The sequence below is a fragment of the Neorhizobium populisoli genome (assembly GCF_019430945.1).
Taxonomy (GTDB): domain Bacteria; phylum Pseudomonadota; class Alphaproteobacteria; order Rhizobiales; family Rhizobiaceae; genus Neorhizobium; species Neorhizobium populisoli.
Genome location: NZ_JAHYCB010000003.1, coordinates 471,757 through 491,024, shown reverse-complemented (window position 1 = coordinate 491,024; position 19,268 = coordinate 471,757). Strand labels below are relative to the sequence as shown.

General features: G+C 60.2%; 19 protein-coding genes. 12 read left to right on the top strand and 7 right to left on the bottom strand.

Annotated elements, in window-relative coordinates; all coding sequences use genetic code 11:
• Positions 1–46 precede the first annotated feature (46 nt).
• Positions 47–1,756: a peptide ABC transporter substrate-binding protein gene (locus KX729_RS10300; protein ID WP_219742344.1), complete on the bottom strand. Its 1,710-nt coding sequence runs from the start codon at positions 1,754–1,756 to the stop codon at positions 47–49.
• A 335-nt stretch (positions 1,757–2,091) separates the two neighbouring features.
• Between KX729_RS10300 and KX729_RS10295 the strand changes: the two genes are divergently transcribed.
• The 11 genes from KX729_RS10295 to KX729_RS10245 all read left to right on the top strand — a co-directional run bounded on the left by KX729_RS10295 (position 2,092) and on the right by KX729_RS10245 (position 15,564).
• Positions 2,092–3,255, top strand: coding sequence for a M20 aminoacylase family protein (locus KX729_RS10295; RefSeq protein WP_219742343.1), 1,164 nt, complete (start codon positions 2,092–2,094; stop codon positions 3,253–3,255).
• Between the two features lie 26 nt (positions 3,256–3,281).
• Complete coding sequence (locus KX729_RS10290) at positions 3,282–5,129, top strand: ABC transporter ATP-binding protein (protein WP_219742342.1); 1,848 nt, start codon at positions 3,282–3,284, stop codon at positions 5,127–5,129.
• Positions 5,130–5,226: 97 nt separating this feature from the next.
• A complete protein-coding gene (locus KX729_RS10285) occupies positions 5,227–6,108 on the top strand; it encodes a hypothetical protein (protein ID WP_219742341.1) in 882 nt (293 codons plus the stop codon).
• 100 nt (positions 6,109–6,208) lie between these two features.
• Positions 6,209–7,162, top strand: a complete 954-nt coding sequence (locus KX729_RS10280) for a sugar-binding transcriptional regulator (protein ID WP_219742340.1) — start codon at positions 6,209–6,211, stop codon at positions 7,160–7,162.
• A 146-nt stretch (positions 7,163–7,308) separates the two neighbouring features.
• A complete protein-coding gene (locus tag KX729_RS10275; RefSeq protein ID WP_219742339.1) occupies positions 7,309–8,634 on the top strand; it encodes an ABC transporter substrate-binding protein in 1,326 nt (441 codons plus the stop codon).
• 153 nt (positions 8,635–8,787) lie between these two features.
• A complete protein-coding gene (locus KX729_RS10270) occupies positions 8,788–9,660 on the top strand; it encodes a carbohydrate ABC transporter permease (RefSeq protein ID WP_219742338.1) in 873 nt (290 codons plus the stop codon).
• A gap of 9 nt (positions 9,661–9,669) precedes the next feature.
• Complete coding sequence (locus tag KX729_RS10265; RefSeq protein ID WP_219742337.1) at positions 9,670–10,494, top strand: carbohydrate ABC transporter permease; 825 nt, start codon at positions 9,670–9,672, stop codon at positions 10,492–10,494.
• An 11-nt stretch (positions 10,495–10,505) separates the two neighbouring features.
• Positions 10,506–11,510: an ABC transporter ATP-binding protein gene (locus KX729_RS10260; protein WP_219742336.1), complete on the top strand. Its 1,005-nt coding sequence runs from the start codon at positions 10,506–10,508 to the stop codon at positions 11,508–11,510.
• Between the two features lie 218 nt (positions 11,511–11,728).
• Positions 11,729–13,207 carry a mannitol dehydrogenase family protein gene (locus tag KX729_RS10255; protein WP_219742335.1) on the top strand — a complete coding sequence of 493 codons (1,479 nt, stop codon included), beginning with the start codon at positions 11,729–11,731 and terminating at the stop codon, positions 13,205–13,207.
• A 20-nt stretch (positions 13,208–13,227) separates the two neighbouring features.
• Complete coding sequence (locus tag KX729_RS10250) at positions 13,228–13,935, top strand: HAD family hydrolase (protein ID WP_219742334.1); 708 nt, start codon at positions 13,228–13,230, stop codon at positions 13,933–13,935.
• Between the two features lie 48 nt (positions 13,936–13,983).
• Positions 13,984–15,564 (top strand): FGGY-family carbohydrate kinase, encoded by a 1,581-nt coding sequence (locus KX729_RS10245; RefSeq protein ID WP_219742333.1) that lies wholly within the window; start codon positions 13,984–13,986, stop codon positions 15,562–15,564.
• Positions 15,565–15,599: 35 nt separating this feature from the next.
• On the opposite strand, the gene KX729_RS10240 is transcribed toward KX729_RS10245, so the two are convergent.
• The 5 genes from KX729_RS10240 to KX729_RS10220 form a co-directional block, all read right to left on the bottom strand.
• On the bottom strand, positions 15,600–16,148 hold the full coding sequence (locus tag KX729_RS10240; protein ID WP_219742332.1) for a hypothetical protein: 549 nt from the start codon (positions 16,146–16,148) through the stop codon (positions 15,600–15,602).
• The gene (locus KX729_RS10235) at positions 16,145–16,819 is read right to left on the bottom strand and encodes an AprI/Inh family metalloprotease inhibitor (RefSeq protein ID WP_219742331.1); all 675 of its coding nucleotides are present in this window, start codon (positions 16,817–16,819) and stop codon (positions 16,145–16,147) included. Before KX729_RS10235 ends, KX729_RS10240 begins: the two co-directional genes overlap by 4 nt.
• A gap of 138 nt (positions 16,820–16,957) precedes the next feature.
• Positions 16,958–17,161: a hypothetical protein gene (locus KX729_RS10230; RefSeq protein ID WP_219742330.1), complete on the bottom strand. Its 204-nt coding sequence runs from the start codon at positions 17,159–17,161 to the stop codon at positions 16,958–16,960.
• 64 nt (positions 17,162–17,225) lie between these two features.
• Complete coding sequence (locus tag KX729_RS10225; RefSeq protein WP_219742329.1) at positions 17,226–17,657, bottom strand: SRPBCC family protein; 432 nt, start codon at positions 17,655–17,657, stop codon at positions 17,226–17,228.
• The gene (locus KX729_RS10220; RefSeq protein ID WP_219742328.1) at positions 17,654–17,977 is read right to left on the bottom strand and encodes an ArsR/SmtB family transcription factor; all 324 of its coding nucleotides are present in this window, start codon (positions 17,975–17,977) and stop codon (positions 17,654–17,656) included. The genes KX729_RS10225 and KX729_RS10220 overlap by 4 nt, the downstream gene beginning before the upstream one ends.
• 138 nt (positions 17,978–18,115) lie before the next feature.
• Between KX729_RS10220 and KX729_RS10215 the strand changes: the two genes are divergently transcribed.
• On the top strand, positions 18,116–18,829 hold the full coding sequence (locus tag KX729_RS10215) for a sulfate transporter family protein (protein ID WP_219742327.1): 714 nt from the start codon (positions 18,116–18,118) through the stop codon (positions 18,827–18,829).
• On the opposite strand, the gene KX729_RS10210 is transcribed toward KX729_RS10215, so the two are convergent.
• Positions 18,826–19,251 (bottom strand): VOC family protein, encoded by a 426-nt coding sequence (locus tag KX729_RS10210; RefSeq protein WP_219742326.1) that lies wholly within the window; start codon positions 19,249–19,251, stop codon positions 18,826–18,828. The two genes, KX729_RS10215 and KX729_RS10210, sit on opposite strands and share 4 nt — an antisense overlap.
• Positions 19,252–19,268: the final 17 nt, after the last annotated feature.

Genomic DNA, 19,268 nt, shown 5'->3' with positions numbered 1-19,268 from the left:
AAATGCGGCCGCCGGGCCTGCGCGAAGGCAGGCCCGGCGATCGTCATTACTTCGCGCGCGACCAGTCGGCGACGTTCCACAGTTCAGAGTCCCAGCCATTCATCCGGACGCCCGCGAGCTTCAGGGAATGCGAGGAAACCTGACCGCGATGGACGAGCGGGATATGCGCGCCTTCCTCGGTCAGCATGTCGTTGAGCTTCTTGGCGAGCTCGGCGCGCTTGGCGGGATCGCCGGTCTTGGAAAGTTCGGCTACGCCCTTGTCATAGTCTGCGTTGCAGTAACGCGGAATATTCTGGCCCTGCCAGCCGTTGGACGGGCTCGGCGCCTTGTCGCACAGCCATTCCGCCAGATACTTTTCCGGATCCGTGCCGTCGAAGTTGTTGGTGTACATTTCGACGTCGGCATAGAACTTCTGGAAGGTGTCCGGGGATGCCGGGTCGCCGCCGAAGAAGACGGAAGCCGAGGCGTTGCGCAGTTCAGCGCCAACGCCGATTTCCGCCCACCATGCCTTCACCAATTCCTGGGTCGCCTGGCGAACCGAGTTGGTGGAGGTCGAGTAGAGGAAGTTGAGCTTCACGCCGTTCTTGGCGCGAATGCCGTCCGAACCCTTCTTCCAGCCAGCATCGTCGAGCAGCTTGTTGGCGCCGGCGACATCCTGTTTCAGGCACCAGCTGTCGTTCTTGGTCGAAGCGACTGCGGCCGGAGCCGGAACGATGTTGCAGGTTTCCTTGCCGGCTGCACCGTAACCAGCTTCGACGATGGTCGTGCGGTCGATGGCGAGCGAGAGCGCGCGGCGAACGGCCGGATCGGCAAGCGACGGATGCGGGCCGGCTTCCTTGGTGGAACGCTTGGCGCCGAGTGACGGGTCGGCATTGTAGCGGTTGAGCACGATACGCTCGACCTGGGTGCCGAAGGCTGTTTCCAGCTTGCCCTTGCCGGCGGCAACCATCTTGGCCAGCACTTCCGGCTCGACCTGCATGTTCCAGCCGTAGTCGAATTCGCCGGTTTCCAGAACCGCGCGTGCTGCCGAAGCCGCATCGCCACCACCCTTCAGGGTAACCGACGCGAAGGCCGGCTTCTTCGGATCGCGATAATTGGTGTTGGCGGTCAGCGTGATGACGTCGTTCGGCTTGAATTCCTTGACGACGAACGGGCCGGTACCGACCGGGCCGAAGTTTGCGGCCGTGCAACCCGGAGCCTTGGCGCCGACGCAGTTTTCGAACTGCTTTCTCTGGATGACCGGGGACTGCGCGCCGACGAAGGCGCTGTAAGGGTAATATTTCGGCTCTTCGAACGAGACCTTGACGGTGTTCTTGTCGACGGCTTCGACGCTCTTGATACCCTGATACTGGGCCTTCTGGGCGCAACCGCCATCCGGGGCCGTGCAATATTTCCAGGTGAAGATCACATCATCGGCGGTGAACGGCGTGCCGTCCGACCACTTGACGTCCGCCTTCAGCTTCCAGGTGATCGAGAGCATGTCCTTTGCGACGCCGCCATTTTCCAGCGTCGGAATCTCGGTGACGAGCATCGGGACCAGGTTTGCCTTCTCGTCGTAACGAGCGAGCGGCTCGATGACCATAGAAGAGGCGTAGACTTCCTTCGTACCGCCCGAGAGGTACGGGTTCATCGTTGATACGGCCTGCCAGAAGAGGATTTTCAGGTCCCCGTCGGTCGCGCGGTCAGCGTGCGCGACCGAGCCTGTGAAGGCTATCGCGGCGACGGTGCCGGCCAGGAGGAGTTTGAGGTTTTTCATGCAGTTATTCCCCTTATCGTTCTCTTATGAGTTGTGTGTTGGCCACCGATCAAGCCGGCTTATTGTGCCTCGTAGAACTGCAAGGTCGAGTTCCTCAACTCTATGACTTTGCAGGGTATTTTTCGTCTTTCCTCCTCAAAATCATGCTTAAGAACATATTTCACCGTGTCGCCTAGAGCGAGCATGATCAAATTTTGAGCCATCTAAGCATAGGCCTATTTTCCGTTCAAGGCCGAAAATTGAAGCTTGCAAAAACCTGTCCGAGCGTCGCAATATCCCGCCGGGAACCGCCCCGACCAGGGTGGAAATATTAGAAAAACAACGGGGTTATCATCATGCCGGTCATCAATCGCGTCGCCGAAATGCAGGATCAGATTGCGGAGTGGAGGCGCCACATCCATGAAAATCCAGAGCTGCTCTACGACGTTCACGAGACCTCGAAATTCGTTGCCGAGAAGCTGAAGGCTTTCGGCGTCGATGTGGTCGAAACCGGCATCGGCAGGACCGGCGTGGTCGGCATCATCAAGGGCAATCTCGGCGACGGCCCGGTCATCGGTTTCCGCGCCGACATGGATGCGCTGCCGATCTTCGAAACCTCCGGCAAGCCCTGGGCGTCCAAGACGCCGGGCAAGGCACATTCCTGCGGCCATGACGGGCATACGGCGATGCTGCTGGGTGCCGCGCAATACCTCGCGGAAACCCGCAATTTCAAAGGTTCAGTCGCGGTGATCTTCCAGCCGGCGGAAGAGGGCGGTGCTGGCGCGCTCGCCATGATCAACGACGGTCTGATGGAGAAATTCGGCATCGAGGAAGTCTACGGCATGCATAACGAGCCGCGGCTTCCGGTCGGCAGTTTCGCAACCCGCAAGGGCGGCGTCATGGCGGCCGCCGATACGTTCGAAATCACCATCAACGGCCGCGGCAGCCATGCGGCCCAGCCGCATAATTCGATCGATCCGGTTCTGGCTGCCTCGCATGTCGTCGTCGCCCTGCAGTCGATCGTCTCGCGCGAAATGGACCCCTTGAAGTCGCTCGTCGTGACGGTCGCTTCGGTTCATGGCGGCGACGCAAACAACGTCATCCCGGCTTTCGTGAAGCTTGGCGGCACGGTGCGCACGCTGTTGCCCGAAACCCGTGAATTTGCCGAAAAGCGCCTGAAGGAAGTGGCCGAAGCGACCGCGATCGCCCATGGTGCGACGGCGGAAGTGAATTATCGCCGCGGTTATCCGGTGACCTTCAATCATGACGAGGAAACCGATTTCGCCGTCGAGATCGCCTCCAAGATTGTCGGCCCCAAGGCGGTGAACACCGGCATGGCGCCGCATATGGGCGCCGAAGACTTCTCCTACATGCTGGAAAAGCGCCCCGGCGCCTTCATCTTCATCGGCAATGGCGACACTGCGAGCCTGCACAACGCGGCTTACGACTTTAACGACGAGGCGATCCCCTTCGGCGTCAGCTACTGGGTGACGCTCGCCGAAACCGCGCTTGCCGCCTGATTTCTCGAACCCTTTAGGAGTTTCCCATGCTGCTTACAGGTAGTTCGATGGAAACGGGCGGTGGTTCGGTGACCCCGATCCTGTCCGTCCGCAATCTTTCCACCTCGTTCCGCGTCGCCGACGAATGGCGCACCGTGGTGCGCAACATCTCCTTCGACGTCGCGCCGCGCGAAACGGTGGCGATCGTCGGTGAATCCGGCTCCGGCAAGTCGGTGACCTCACTGTCGATCATGCGGCTTCTGCCCAAGAACTCGAGCCGGATCGAAGGCCAGGTCTTTCTCAACGGTCGCGAGCTTCTGTCGCTGCCGGAAGAGCAGATGCGCCGGGTGCGCGGTAACGAGATCTCGATGATCTTCCAGGAGCCGATGACCTCGCTCAATCCGATCTTCCCGATCGGCAAGCAGATTTCCGAGGCGCTGACCGTTCACAAGGATATCAGCAAGGCAGAGGCCAAGGCGGAGGTCATCCGCCTCCTCGAAAAGGTCCGCATCCCGAACGCCAAGAACCGGTTCGACGAATATCCGCACCAGTTTTCCGGCGGCATGCGCCAGCGCGTGATGATCGCCATGGCGCTGGCGTCAAGGCCTAAGCTACTCATCGCCGACGAACCGACGACGGCGCTTGACGTGACGATCCAGGGCCAGATCCTGGATCTCATCAAATTGCTGCAGGAAGAGGAGGGCATGTCCGTTCTCTTCATCACCCACGATATGGGCGTGGTGGCCGAGGTCGCCGACCGCACCATCGTCATGTATCGCGGCGATGCGGTGGAGACCGGCGAGACCGATGACATCTTCAAGCGCGGCAAGCATCCCTATACACGGGCGTTGCTTTCCGCCGTGCCGCGGCTTGGGTCGATGGGCGAGCGCAAGCTACCGTTGCGTTTCCCGATCATCGACGTGAAGACCGGTGAACAGCAGCCGCTGGCCGATGTCACCGATACCGTCGCCAAGGGCAAGACGCCGATCCTCGACGTCAAGGACCTGACGACGCGGTTCGATATCTTTTCCGGCCTGTTCGGCCGCAAGTCGGGCGCGGTTCATGCGGTGGAGAAGGTGTCTTTCAACCTGTTCGAGGGCGAGACTTTGTCGCTTGTCGGCGAATCCGGCTGCGGAAAGTCGACGACCGGTCGTTCCGTTACGCGGCTGATCACGCCGACCAGCGGGCAGGTCATGCTCGACGGTTACGAGGTGATGAAGCTCGACCAGCCGACGCTGCGCAAGATGCGCCGGTCGATCCAGATGGTCTTCCAGGATCCGTTCGCCTCGCTCAACCCGCGCATGAGCGTCGGTTCGGCTGTCATGGAACCGTTCATCGAGCACAGCCTCGGCACCAAGCAACAGGCGCGCGACAAGGCCGCCGGGCTGATGGAAAAGGTCGGCCTTTCCGCCGACATGATGAAGCGTTTTCCGCACGAATTTTCCGGCGGCCAGCGGCAGCGTATCGCCATTGCGCGCGCGCTGATGCTCGACCCGAAGGTGATCGTCGCGGACGAAGCGGTGTCGGCGCTCGACGTGTCGATCAAGGCGCAGGTCTGCAACCTGCTGCTCGACCTGCAGCAGAGCCTAAACCTCGCCTTCCTGTTCATCAGCCATGACATGGCGGTGGTGGAACGGGTCAGCCATCGTGTCGCGGTCATGTATCTCGGCGAGATCGTCGAGATCGGCCCGCGTGCAGCGGTGTTCGAAAACCCGCAGCATCCCTATACGAAGAAGCTGATGTCGGCGGTGCCGGTGCCGGATCCTTCGCGCCGACGGATCAAGCGCAACATGTCCACCGACGAGATCAAGAGCCCGATCCGCCCGGTGGATTACGTGGTGCCGAAGCGGGAATATCGCGAGGTGAGCGCGGGGCATATCGTGCAGGTGGCTTGAGGACTGCTAATCTCCTCTATCTATGAGTCAACACGCGCCGGCTTCCACCGATGGTGGGAGCCGGTTCCTGTTTTGACCGCATAGGGGAGATGTGCTGGTGAAAGCCTATGATATCGAGGTGCTCCACCGGGGTGTGGAGAGGTCGCCCGACTGCCACGGGTGGCTGTTTGGCCTGCCGCCGAGCATTACTCCTGACCAATGGCCGCTTGACCCAAACAGCGGTTATCCGCTGATGCATGGTTTCACGCTGTTTCTGCCGGAAGATTATCGCATATTAGGGTCGGATGTCGTCGCGTTGAGTTTCTTCGGGACAGCGCCCGACCACTTCGACGGGGCGCCTCTCGAGGTGAACGGAATGCGGGAAAAAGTCGAGGCCATGCCCGCCCACCCGCGGCTTCACCGCATGACTGATATCGTCTTCTGCGAGTTCGCTTTAATCCTTTTGACGCGCGCCGAATTCGACGGTCCTCTGTGCCTGCCGCCGGAGCCCATCGTAGAGACGCCGCATCCTCCCCTGTGGATGACGATAGGCGCCGGCGCCTCCTACGAGAGAACGGGCGGATACGAGGCGGAACCGGGCAGCTATCTCATGCGCATGCTCGGCGAGAAGTCGCCGCCGGATCTCACCTATACGCGGAAAATTCGTCTGCGGCCGCGCGCAAACGACCCCAATGCCGGCAAGCCGCCTATCGACCGATGGGGCCAGGATCGCGGAGACTATGAAAGTCCGTTCTTTTCGGTGGAAGAGTATCAGGCGGCCGGCATCGTGACCGAAGACGGTGAATACGTTTCCGGCGCCACAACCATACGCCCGTGGGCGCAAGACTATCTACAAAACCATATCGGCGGAACGACGGTCGCATCTGATGTTCCTTACAAAACAGGTCCTTGCTACCTTGAGTTCGAGGAGTGGTTTGGCGGCTATAATTTTGGCGGACGCAGCAGATTTCTCGATCTTGGCAATATGAAAATCAGCTAGGTGCGGCGGGTTGTGGCGCTGCGGACCTGCCACCAATGTTCCAGTCGTTTGACAGACTGTCAGAAATCGTGGCAGCAACAGGCGGAGGAGAATTTTTGCCATGGCAAAACGGTCTGATACCCAGGGACGGCTCGATGATGCGGCAAGGGCCGGTTGGCTCTATTACGTTGCGGGCCGGACCCAGGACGAGATCGCGGCGGCCATGAGCATTTCGCGGCAATCGGCGCAGCGGCTGGTGTCGTTGGCGGTGGCCGAGCGGTTGATCAAGGTGCGGCTGGATCATCCGATTTCCGCCTGCCTGGAATTGGCCGAAGGGCTGAAGAAGAAATACGATCTGAAACATGCGGAAGTGGTGCCGAGCGACCCGGCCGGCGTTTCGACCACGGTCGGGATTGCGGAAGCCGGCGCTGCGGAAATCGAGAAATGGCTGAAGCGGCCGGACCCGATCGTGGTCGCGGTCGGCACGGGGCGGACGTTGAAGGCCGCCGTCGACCAGCTGCCGCCGATGGAGTGCCCGCAGCACCGCATCGTGTCGCTGACCGGCAATATCGGGCCGGATGGTTCGGCCGCCTTCTACAACGTCATTTTCTCGATGGCGGACGCGATCAAGGCGCGACATTTTCCGATGCCGCTACCGGTTCTCTGTTCGTCCGCCGAAGAGCGGGAGACTTTGCATGACCAGACTTTGGTACGCTCGACGCTGGCGCTCGGCGCCCAGGCGGACGTAACCTTCGTCGGTATCGGCGAGCTCGGGCCGGATGGTCCGCTTTTGGTGGACGGCTTCCTGAACAAGGAAGACATGCAGAAATTGCTGCAGGTCGGCGCCGTCGGCGAGATCTGTGGCTGGGTTTACGATGCCAAGGGCGAGCTTCTCGACCACTGGATCAACGGTCGCGTCGCCAGCGTGCCGATCCCGCCTCGGGAGACGTCATCGGTCATCGGAATCGCGCAAGGGCGGAAGAAGCTGCAGGCGATTTCTTCTGCTCTCAAGGGCAATCTCATCAATGGTTTGATCACCGATGAGGCGACTGCGGGGCAATTGCTCGCACGCTGAGCAAAAAATTATTCTAGTCAAATCAACAGGATGACCTATGTCCGTTGCAATGCAGCGACGAATGGCGATTGACTTTTTGCACCGTTTTATGGGTAATTGCTCACGGGCAAAGCGAATGCTCGATATTCATCTTCTGGGAGGAAGATATGACATTGAAGACGGTTTTGCTGGGCGCATGCTCGGCGCTGGCCCTTGCCGGCATTTTCTCCACCGCCGCCTCCGCGGAAACTCTCACCATCGCAACGGTCAACAACGGCGACATGGTCCGCATGCAGGGCCTGACGTCGGAGTTCACCAAGGCTAACCCAGACATCCAGATCAACTGGGTCACTCTGGAAGAAAACGTGCTCCGCGAGCGCGTCACCACCGATATCGCCACCAAGGGCGGCCAGTACGACATCCTGACGATCGGCAATTACGAAGTTCCGATCTGGGCAAAGCAGGGCTGGCTGCTGGAGCTCAACAAGCTCGGCGACAAATACGACGCCAACGATCTGCTGCCGTCTATCCGCGGCGGCCTGACGATCAATAGCAAGCTCTATGCGGCACCGTTCTACGGCGAATCCGCCATGATCATGTACCGCAAGGACCTGTTCGACAAAGCCGGCCTGAAAATGCCGGAAAACCCGACCTGGGACTTCATCGGCGATGCAGCTCGCAAGATCACCGACCGCAAGGAAGGCGTGAACGGCATCTGCCTGCGCGGCAAGGCCGGCTGGGGTGAGAACATGGCGTTCATCACCGCGCTCGCCAACTCGTTTGGCGGCCGCTGGTTCGATGAGAAGTGGAATGCACAGTTCGACCAGCCGGAGTGGAAGGCTGCGTTGACCTACTACGTCAACATCATGAAGGACGCAGGTCCGCAGGGCGCTTCCTCGAACGGCTTCAACGAAAACCTGACGCTGTTCCAGCAGGGCAAGTGCGGCATGTGGATGGACGCCACGGTTGCGGCTTCCTTCGTCTCCAACCCGAAGGACTCCAAGGTTGCCGACAAGGTCGGTTATGCGATCTTCCCGGTCAAGGAAGGCATGACCAACCACGGCAACTGGCTGTGGTCGTGGAACCTCGCCGTTCCGGCGTCTTCCAAGAAGGCCGACTCTGCACAGAAGTTCATCTCCTGGGCCACCAGCAAGGAATACACCCAGCTTGTCGCTTCCAAGGAAGGCTGGGCGAACGTTCCTCCGGGCACGCGCACCTCGCTCTATGAAAACGCCGACTACAAGAAGGCAGCTGCCTTTGCCGAGCCGACGCTCGCTGCCATGAAGGCCGCCGACATCACCAAGCCGACCGTGAAGCCGGTTCCGTACACGGGCGGTCAGTTCGTGGCGATCCCGGAATTCCAGGCGATCGGCACCAATGTCGGCCAGCTCTTCTCGGCCGTCATTGCCGGCCAGTCGACGGTTGACGATGCGCTGACCGCTGCCCAGACAGCGACCTCGCGCGAAATGAAGCGCGCCGGTTACCCGAAGTAAGCCTCCCGCACTGCGGACCGCCTGGTTCATCCGGGCGGTCCGATCAGCGACTGTCGCATAGAAAAAGCCTTATAAAACAAGAAAAACAATAGCCGCCTGCGTCGTCTCCTTCCCCAAAGAAAAAGGCGCAGGCATTTTTAGGGAGGGCGTCGAATGGCAACGCAAAACACAAAGACGTTGGCGCGCGCGATGATGGCGCCCTCCGTCCTGCTTCTTCTGGTCTGGATGATCGTGCCGCTGGCGATGACGCTGTGGTTCTCTTTCCAGAACTACAATCTGCTCGATCCGACCCAGACAGGGTTCGCGGGCCTCTTCAACTACGAATTCTTTTATACGGACCCGGCCTTCTTCCAGTCGATCTGGAATACGCTGGTGATCGTCGGAGGGGTACTGCTGATCACCGTCGTCGGCGGTATCGCGATCGCGCTGCTGCTCGATCAGCCGATCTTCGGCCAGGGTATCGTTCGCATTCTGATCATTTCACCCTTCTTCGTCATGCCGCCGGTGGCGGCACTGATCTGGAAGAACATGATCATGCATCCCGGCTACGGCGTGTTGGGTGACATCAACAGGTTCTTCGGCTTCGAACCCGTGGACTGGTTTGCGCGCTACCCGCTCTTTTCGATCGTAGTCATCGTCGCCTGGCAGTGGTTGCCGTTTGCCACGCTCATCCTCTTGACCGCCCTGCAGTCGCTTGACGGCGAGCAGAAGGAAGCGGCTGAAATGGACGGCGCGAACTTCCTGAACCGCTTCATCTACCTGGTGCTGCCGCATCTGGCGCGGGCGATCACGGTCGTCATCCTGATCCAGACGATCTTCCTGCTCGGCGTCTATGCAGAAATCCTGGTCACGACCAATGGCGGCCCCGGTTACGCCTCTACCAATCTCGCCTTCCTGATCTATCGGACCGCGCTTCTCGGCTACGACGTCGGCGGTGCTTCGGCAGGCGGCATTATCGCAGTCGTGCTCGCCAATATCGTCGCCTTCTTCCTGATGCGCGCCGTCGGCAAGAATCTGGATCGGTAGGAGGACATCATGGCTCGCTCAGTCACCACAAAACACAAGGTCATCGCGACTATCGCCGCATGGGTCGTCGCACTGATCATCTTCTTTCCCATCCTCTACACGATCATCACCAGCCTGAAGACGGAGCCGGAAGCGATTGCCGGCTTCAACCTGATCCCTTCCTTCACGTTGGAGAGCTACATTACGGTCCAGACGCAGCGCGATTACTTCACGCCGTTCATGAACTCGGTGATCATCTCGGTCGGCTCCACCATCCTGGCGCTGATCGTGGCAATCCCAGCCGCCTGGGCGATGGCGTTCTCGCCGACCAAGCGGACCAAGGGCATCCTGATGTGGATGCTCTCGACCAAGATGATGCCGGCGGTCGCGGTTCTGGTGCCGATCTACCTGCTGTTCCGCGATTTCGGCCTGCTCGACAGTCGTATCGGCCTTACCGTCATGCTGATGCTGATCAACCTGCCGATCGTGGTCTGGATGCTCTACACCTATTTCCGCGAAATTCCGGGCGAGATCCTGGAAGCGGCGCGGATGGATGGTGCAGGGCTCTGGCAGGAGATCGTGCATGTGCTGACGCCGATGGCGGTTCCGGGCATTGCTTCGACGCTGCTGCTCAACATCATCCTCGCCTGGAACGAGAGCTTCTGGACGATCAGGTTGTCGACGACCAATGCAGCGCCGCTGACTGCTTTCATCGCTTCGTTCTCCAGTCCGCAGGGCCTGTTCTGGGCAAAGCTTTCGGCAGCATCGACCATGGCGATCGCGCCGATCCTGATCCTCGGCTGGTTCTCACAGAAACAACTCGTTCGCGGCCTGACCTTCGGCGCGGTTAAGTAAGGAAAACGGACATGGGCAGCATCACGCTCAACAAAGTGTCGAAGGTTTTTGGCGAGGCGAACGTCATTCCCTCGATCGACCTCGAAATCAACAATGGCGAGTTCGTCGTCTTCGTCGGCCCGTCGGGCTGCGGCAAGTCCACGCTGCTGCGCCTTATCGCCGGTCTGGAAGATGTCTCCGGCGGCCAGATCATGATCGACGGCAAGGATGTGACGCAGGCCGCACCTGCCGCCCGTGGTCTTGCCATGGTGTTCCAGTCCTACGCTCTTTATCCGCATATGAGCGTCAGAAAGAACATCGCCTTCCCGCTCAAGATGGCGAAGATGGATCAGTCGGCGATCGACAAGAAGGTCGAGGCTGCTGCCAAGGTCCTGAACCTCACCGACTATCTGGAGCGCAAGCCGTCGCAGCTTTCCGGCGGTCAGCGTCAGCGCGTCGCGATCGGCCGCGCCATCGTCCGCGAACCGTCGGCCTTCCTGTTCGACGAACCGCTGTCGAACCTCGATGCGGCACTGCGCGGCACGATGCGTCTCGAAATCAGCGATCTGCACAACCAGCTCAAGACGACGATGATCTATGTCACCCACGATCAGGTGGAAGCCATGACCATGGCCGACAAGATCGTGGTTTTGAATCGCGGTAATATCGAGCAGGTCGGCTCGCCGCTGGACCTCTACAAGAACCCGCGCAACCTGTTCGTCGCCGGCTTCATCGGTTCGCCGCATATGAATTTCGTCGACGGTGCTTATGCGCAATCCAAGAACGCCAAGATGGCCGGCATCCGGCCGGAGCATCTTGGCCTGTCGAAGGACAGCGGTCTGTGGACCGGTACGGTGAAGGTTGCCGAACATCTCGGCGCCGACACGTTCCTGCATCTCGATGTCGACGGGATCGGTCCGGTGACGGCGCGTGCCGGTGGAGAGTTCGGCGCGCATCATGGCGACCGGGTTTACCTGACGCCTGACGAGTCCAAGCTGCATCGCTTCGATGACAAGGGGCTGACCATCAGGGCCTGATTTTTGCGGGGTTTAACACGCCGCCGTCATGCTCGGGCGTGTCCCGAGCATCTAAGCCGGTTCAGCAAAGTAGACGTGGATAGATCCTCGGGGCAAGCCCGAGGATGACGGCGCGGGAGGGGCACCGTATCGTCAAATCGGAGCCTCGCGATCGAGGTCGAGATGCTAGCCTGATTGATTGGGTTCGAGATTTCTCGGGCCGCACTGGAGTAAAGAGAATGACCGTAAAACTTTCGCTGGCGAGCTTGAAAGACGTGGCGCGCACCGCTGCGGTGCCGGCTTACGATCCGAAAAGCCTCACCCCGGGCATTCTGCATTTCGGGGTCGGCAACTTCCACCGCGCCCATCAGGCGATCTATCTCGACGACCTGTTCAACACCGGCAAGGCGCATGACTGGGCGATCATCGGGGCAGGAGTGATGCCGTCGGATGCCGCCATGCGCGACAAGCTGAAGAGCCAAGATTTCCTCACCACCGTCGTCGAGCAGGACAATAACAAGACGGCTGCCCGCATCACCGCGCCGATGATCGACATCATCGCGCCGGGCGAGAGCGCTGCTCTCATTGAAAAGCTCGCCGATCCGGTGATCCGCATCGTTTCGATGACGATTACCGAGGGCGGCTATTTCATCGACGCGGCAGGTCATTTCAACCCGGCCCATCCGGCCATGGCCGAGGACGGCCGGAACCCGGCGAGCCCGAAGACCGTGTTCGGCCTGATCCTCGCCGGTCTCAAGATTCGTCGCGAGCGCGGTATCCCGCCCTTCACCATCATGTCCTGCGACAACATTCCCGGAAACGGCCATGTGACGGAAAATACCGTCATCGGTCTGGCAAAACTTTCCGATCCGGCTTTTGCGACCTGGATTCACGAAAACGTCTCTTTCCCGAATTCGATGGTCGACCGCATCACACCGGCCACCGGACAGCGCGAAGTTGATATCCTGAAGAACGACTTCGATATCGACGACAACTGGCCGGTTTTCTGCGAAGAATTCAAGCAGTGGGTGATGGAAGACAAGTTTCCCTCCGGCCGCCCGCGGCTGGAAGAAGTCGGCGTGCAGTTCGTGCCCGATGTCGCGCCCTATGAACTGATGAAGATCCGCATCCTGAACGGCGGCCATGCGACGATCGCCTATCCGGGCGAGCTGCTCGACATCCATTTCGTCCATGAGGCTATGGAGCATCCGCTGATCCGCGCCTTCCTGGCGAAGCTCGAAAAGGAAGAGATCATCCCGATCGTGCCGCCGGTGCCGGATACCAAGCTCGACGATTATTTCGATCTGATCGAGCGGCGGTTTCTGAACCCGAAGATCGGCGACACCATTCCGCGGCTGGCGCAGGACGGTTCCAACCGCCAGCCGAAGTTCATCCTGCCTTCGACCCGCGATCGTCTGGCGCAGGGCAAGGATATCGTCGGCCTGTCGCTGGTCTCGGCGCTGTGGTGCCGTTACTTCACCGGCACGTCGGATAGCGGCCGCAAGATCGTCTTCAACGACGCGAGCGCCGACAAGCTTCACGAGGCGGCGCTGAAAGCCAAGGATAACCCCGACGCCTTCCTTGCGTTCGACGAGATCTTCGGCGAGGTTTCGCAGTCCGAGCTTTTCCGCAAGCGCTTTGCGCATGCGCTGAAAACGCTTTGGGAGCAGGGAACGGCAAAGACGCTCGAGCTCTATCTCGCAGATAGGCTCGTTTAACAGCGGGCAGGGAGAGTGACGTGGCGCAGGCGGCAGGACCACTGGTAATCTTCGATTGCGACGGGGTCCTCGTCGACAGCGAACCGGTTTCCGTCCGTGTCCTCGTCGATGCGCTCGGCCGCCGCGGTCTTTCGATGGATGAAGCGGAGGCCTATCGCCGCTTCCTGGGCCGCAGCCTTGGCACTGTCACCAAGACGATGCGTGAGGAATTCGGCATCGAGGCGGACGATGCGTTTCTCGAAGAGATGCGCCGCGATCTCTATGCCCGGTTCCGCACCGACCTGCAGCCGATACGCGGCATTGCCGATGCGCTCGACGGGCTCGATATACGCCGTTGCGTCGCCTCGTCCAGCCAGCCTGAACGTATCCGTCTGTCGCTGACGCTGACCGGGCTGATCGACAAGCTGGAGCCGAACATCTTTTCCGCCAGCATGGTGGAGCGGGGAAAGCCGGCGCCGGATCTCTTCCTGCATGCGGCAAATGAAATGGGTGCCGATCCGGCGGATTGCATCGTCATCGAGGACAGCCCCGCGGGCATCGAGGCCGGGCATCGCGCCGGCATGACGGTGTTCGCCTTTGTCGGTGGCTCGCATGCCACGGTTCCCGGATATCGCGAACGGATCGATGCGCTTTCACCCGAAGTGGTGTTTGACGCGATGCCGGATTTGCTCCACCTTGTCCGAAAACATATAGAGGGCCGCAGCGGCTCCCTTTCGCGTCAGGCCTGAGGCCGGCTGAGGGGCGAAGCGGACTTGAGGGACAGGAAACAGAGCCGGATGCGTGATCACCTCGTTGCGGTCGATATCGGCACGGGCAGCGCCCGCGCCGGCGTCTTTGATCGCAAGGGGAACCTTCTCGCCAAGGCAAAACACCCGATCCTGATGTTCCGGCCGAAGGAAAATCACGCCGAGCACGATTCCGAGGATATCTGGGCCGCCGCTTGCCGCGCGGTGAAAGAGGCGATGGCGGAGGCGGGTATTGCGGCCTCCAGTGTAGCCGCGATCGGTTTCGATGCCACCTGTTCGCTGGTCTCGCGAGACCGCGATGGTCAGCCGCTCACTGTTTCCACCACCGGCAAAGCCAATCAGGATACGATCGTCTGGCACGATCACCGGGCGATCAGGGAAGCGGATCAGCTTTCTGCAACTGGCCACAAGGTGCTGGAATTTTCCGGCGGCTCGTTGTCGCCCGAGATGGAAATGCCGAAGCTGATGTGGCTGAAGAAACATCTGCCGGAAAGCTGGGCGAAGGCCGGTTATTTCTTCGATCTCGCCGACTTCCTCACCTGGAAGGCGACAGGTTCGCCCGCCCGGTCCCGCTGCACGGTGACGGCCAAGTGGAATTATCTGGCACATGAGACGCCGGGCTGGAGCGCCGATTTCTGGGCGCTGGCAGGGTTGGAAGATCTCGCCGAAAAGGGCGGGCTTTCGGACGAAACGGTCGGTCCCGGCAAGAGCATGGGGCGGTTGAGCCTGCCGGCGGCGAACGAACTCGGTCTCGATACCGAAGTCGAAGTCGCGCCCGGCATGATCGATGCCTATGCCGGTGCTTTCGGGGTTCTCGGCGGTGTTTCGGGCGGCGACAGGCTGGAAACCAGCGTGGCGCTGATCGGCGGCACGTCGAGCTGCGTGGTGGCTTTTACCAAACAGCCGCGACCGGGCCGCAGCCTCTGGGGGCCGTATTACGACAATGTCTTTCCCGACCACTGGCTGGTGGAAGGCGGACAATCGGCGGCGGGCGCGCTGCTCGACCATATCGTTCGCATGCATGCCGCCGGCGGTGAACCGACTACCGACCTGCATGCCAAGATCATCGCCCGTGTCGGCGAATTGCGGGATGGACAGGAAGGCGGTATCGCCCCCGATCTGCATGTCCTGCCGGATTTCCACGGCAACCGCTCGCCGCTCGCCGATCCGCATGCGACGGGCGTCATCAGCGGGCTGACGCTCGATACGTCCTTCGACGGGCTCTGCCGGCTTTACTGGCGCACCTGCGTGTCGATCGCGCTTGGGATCAGGCACATTCTCGATGTCATCGCCGATTATGGATACCGGTTCGAGACGCTGCATGTGACCGGCGGTCATGTGAACAATCCGCTGCTGATCGAGCTTTATGCCGATGTAACGGGCCGCAAGGTGGTTATTCCCGAAAATCGTGATGCGGTGCTGCTCGGCACTGCGATGGCGGCGGCGGTGGCGGGCGGAGTTCATAAGTCGCCGTTTGAGGCGGGGCAGGCGATGGATGGCGGCGGTGTGGAGCGGTTGCCGGATGTGGCCCGCGCGCCAGCATACGATCGGGATTACCGGCGGTTCCTGGCCATGGTGCGGCATCGCGATGAGCTGCGGGATATGCAGTAGGCCAGCGTTATGCCCGGTCGACAAGCTGCCGTCATCTAAGGTTCTTCGACACGGCCCCCCGAAACAACCAAATGAGGTCCGTCCATTTCGAAGAATCGCCAATCTTCCGCCTTCGAACCGGCCGGCAGAATCTGCAGGCGGTAACCGCCCGACAGGTGAATATCGATATCGCCATAACGGCTTGCCGCGACGGCCTCGACGAAAAGGCTATCCGTGTTGTTGATATGAGAACGGGTAGCTTCGTCGTAACCTTTCAACAGATTGCCGATCCGGACGCACTGGAGATTTCCGTCCCGTTGATCATCCTCGTCGATTTCCGCATCGTCTGGGGGTGGTTCGAAAACATCGTCGCGCCCCGTGACGATGCCTCGGCTATCGACAATGCGCCAAGGGCATTGAACATGTAGGGCATAATCCCCGACCGTCCCTTTGCCGGACGGGTGGGGACGGATACTCCCAAAATGGAATCCCTTCATATCGGCGGCGTTGCGTGCGATGCTCAAAGGCATGCCGAGCAGCGCCTGCAGACGCACTTGAATCAGCAGCTCGGTTTCAGACGCTGTTGATCTCGTGTCTTCGATCACTGCTTCGTCTTTACCAGTTTGTATTTCCCGTCATCCGAGACAAAGCTTCCGTCGGGCTGCAGCATCAGCGTGAACGCCCAGTCCTCGCCTCCGGCGAATATCAGGTTGATTTCGGAGATCTGCCACATGCTGATCTTGGTTTTCCTGACGGCCGCATTGCAATCTTTGGAAACTGCGAGTGCGTAGACGTCCTCGGAGTCCGGAAGCAGCCGGTCTGAAAGCTGGATGCCGCAGAGCGGCTTGCCCTTCTTGTCGGAGAGCGTCCAACTCGTACCCAAGAGGTTTTTGGCCACCGGCACGCTTTGCATCGCGCCCGGTTCCGGGATCAGATAGATGCGCGGCGTAATACCCTCCGGCGTGCGCCATGGACCGCCTTCCTGCTCCTCGAAGCTCATCATCACCTTGCGGGTCGCATCGCGAAGATCGAGAGTGCCGTCTCCGAAGCTCCAGGAATAGACATTGTCGTGCAACGGGCCGGCGCAGGGCTTTTCTTCCTTCAGCGCGTAGCCGCCGATCGTCTTGGCTTTTTGCAAGGTCAGGCGGCAGCCGGGTGAGCCGTCTTCGGATGCGACGAGCCACAGGCCGGTGGTCGCATCGACAATGTCGTCACTGACCTGTGCCGCAGCGATCGAGGAGTAAAGCGGCATGGACAGCATAATGAATGCGAACAAGGTTTTCAGTCGCAGCTTCAAGCTTAACAGCATCGTTATTCCCCCGCCCAAGAATTACGGCGCCAATAGCTGCCAATAATTCAGTTAGGCGCGACGATATTCGATAAAGCCCGAGTGTCAAATGTCATGTGGCAAGTCTCAGTCGCTGCGCTTCGCCAGATAAGGCAATGCGAACATATACAGCCCGCTGAACAGCAGCAGAAACAGCGGAAGGAGGGGGGAATAGACGATCCACGCCGGCGGCTGGCCGAAGGCCATGGTGGCGAAGTTGGCAGCCACGGTGAGCGTGAAGATGATCGAGATCCAGCGGTGCGCCTGCCGGATGGCTTTGTTGAAGGTCATGGATGTCCTCTCCCAAACTGCGTCGGGTCATGGTCGTCGTTGAAGGGCTGTTTTCGAAACGGTTTCAGTCGAGGCTGGCGGTGAGCGTATCCAATTTTTCCAGGAAAGCCTGCCAGCCATGGCGGGCGCCGTGGAAGGCTTGGGTCTGGTCGGCGAGGAAGCCGGCCTGTTCCATGCGCAGGTGAGTGCCCTTTGCTGTCGGCGTCAGCGTCAGTGTCACGACGCTGCGCAGATTGTAGGCGCGGTCCTCGTGGACGTGGTTCCAGGTGTAGGAGAGCTGCTTTTCCGGCTCGACTACCAGCACTTCGCAATCCAGCACGCCGCCCCATTCGCCGCGCAGGTTGAAACGGTGGCCGACAGTGGGCGAAAAATCGTTGTTCATCAGCCATTCGGAGATCAGATGCGGCTGGGTGAGCGCGCGCCAGAGCTTTTCCGGCGGATGTGGCATTTCCCGCTCAACGATGACTGTCCGGGTTTCGGTTGAAATATCGGTCATTGGTCCATCCTGTTCAGCAGATCTTCGAGCGCATCGAACTTCTTTTCCCAGAAGCCGGTCATTTCATGCGCCCAGTCGATGAGGGGAGCGAGTGCGGCATAATCCGCGCTGTAATGAGTCTGGCGGCCATCGGCGCGGTCGCGCACGAGGCCGGCGCGTTTCAGGCTGGCGAGGTGTTTGGAGACGACCGGCTGGGAGACGCCGGCACCCGTGGTCAGGACGGAGACGGTTTTTTCGCCTTCGCGGCAGAGGCGCTCGAAAATCGCTCGCCGCGTGGGGTCGGCCAATGTCTTGAAGATTTCGTCGCGCGTGGCCGTCACGTCAATTCATACCTCGTTGGCTATGAATTGACGTATAACCGGATGGCTATGAATGAGTCAAGCGACAATGCGATCTGAAGTGCGCTTGTTGCCGGGACTTCGAAAACCTACATCTCTGCGGCACAACTGGAGACGCCGATGATCCTCGACGCCGCACGCCTTTCGCTGACCAACCTTTTTGCGCCCGAGACACGCTCCGTGTTCTGGAAAACGTTGGGGCTGACATTCCTGGTGTTGATCGGCATCTGGTTCGGATTGCGGGAAATCTTTGTGCTTTACGCTTGGCCGTGGTTTGCGGCTTTCTTTCCCGATCTGCCGGATTGGGCTGGATGGCTGACGCTGTTTGCAGCGATCGCAGCCGGTATCGGGCTGGCTCTGGCCCTTGCGTTGCTGATCGCGCCGATCACGGCGCTGATCGCCGGTCTTTTCCTCGACGACGTGGCGGAGGTGGTCGAGAAACGCGATTACCCGAACGATCCGCCCGGCAAGGCGCTGCCGATGGGGCAAGCGATCCTCGGTTCGATCCAGTTCCTCGGCGTCGTCATCGTCGGCAACATCATCGCACTGTTCCTGCTGTTCATTCCCGGCATCAACCTGATCGCCTTCTTCATGGTGAACGGTTATCTGCTCGGCCGGGAATTTTTCGAGTTTGCGGCGATGCGGTTTCGTTCACCGGCGGAGGCCCGCGCCTTCCGGTCGAAACATTCCTCGACCGTGTTTATCGCAGGCCTGCTGATCGCTTGTTTCCTGGCGATCCCGATCGTCAACCTGCTGACGCCGCTTTTCGCCGCCGGCCTGATGGTGCATCTGCACAAAGCCGTTTCGAAGCGCGATTCGGGCTTCAGGATTTAAGCCGGCAGGGCCGAAGCGTCATACATGGCGGCGAATTCAGCGCTCGGCGGGATCGGCTTGATGATGTCGATCAGCACGCCGTTCGGATCGGCGGTGATGAAATGCCGCTGGCCGAAATCCTCGTCGCGGATATCGCGGCGGATCGGCAGGCCGGCAGTTCTCAGGCGATCGTAGACGGCATCGACATCCTCCACCTCGAAGTTCAGCAGCAGGCCGGAAATCTTGCCGCGGCCGGATTCCGGGATCGTCTCGTGGCTGCCGTCGAGGATGGCGAGCGTGACATTGTCGCTCTCCCTAGATTGCAGGTGGACGTACCAATCGGCAGAAAACAGCGCCTCGAAGCCAAAATGCTCGATGTAGAATTCTGCCGTGCCGGCAACGTCGTCGGTCATGATGACGGGGTAATAGCTGGTCGCTTTCATGGCTTTCGCTCCTTCAA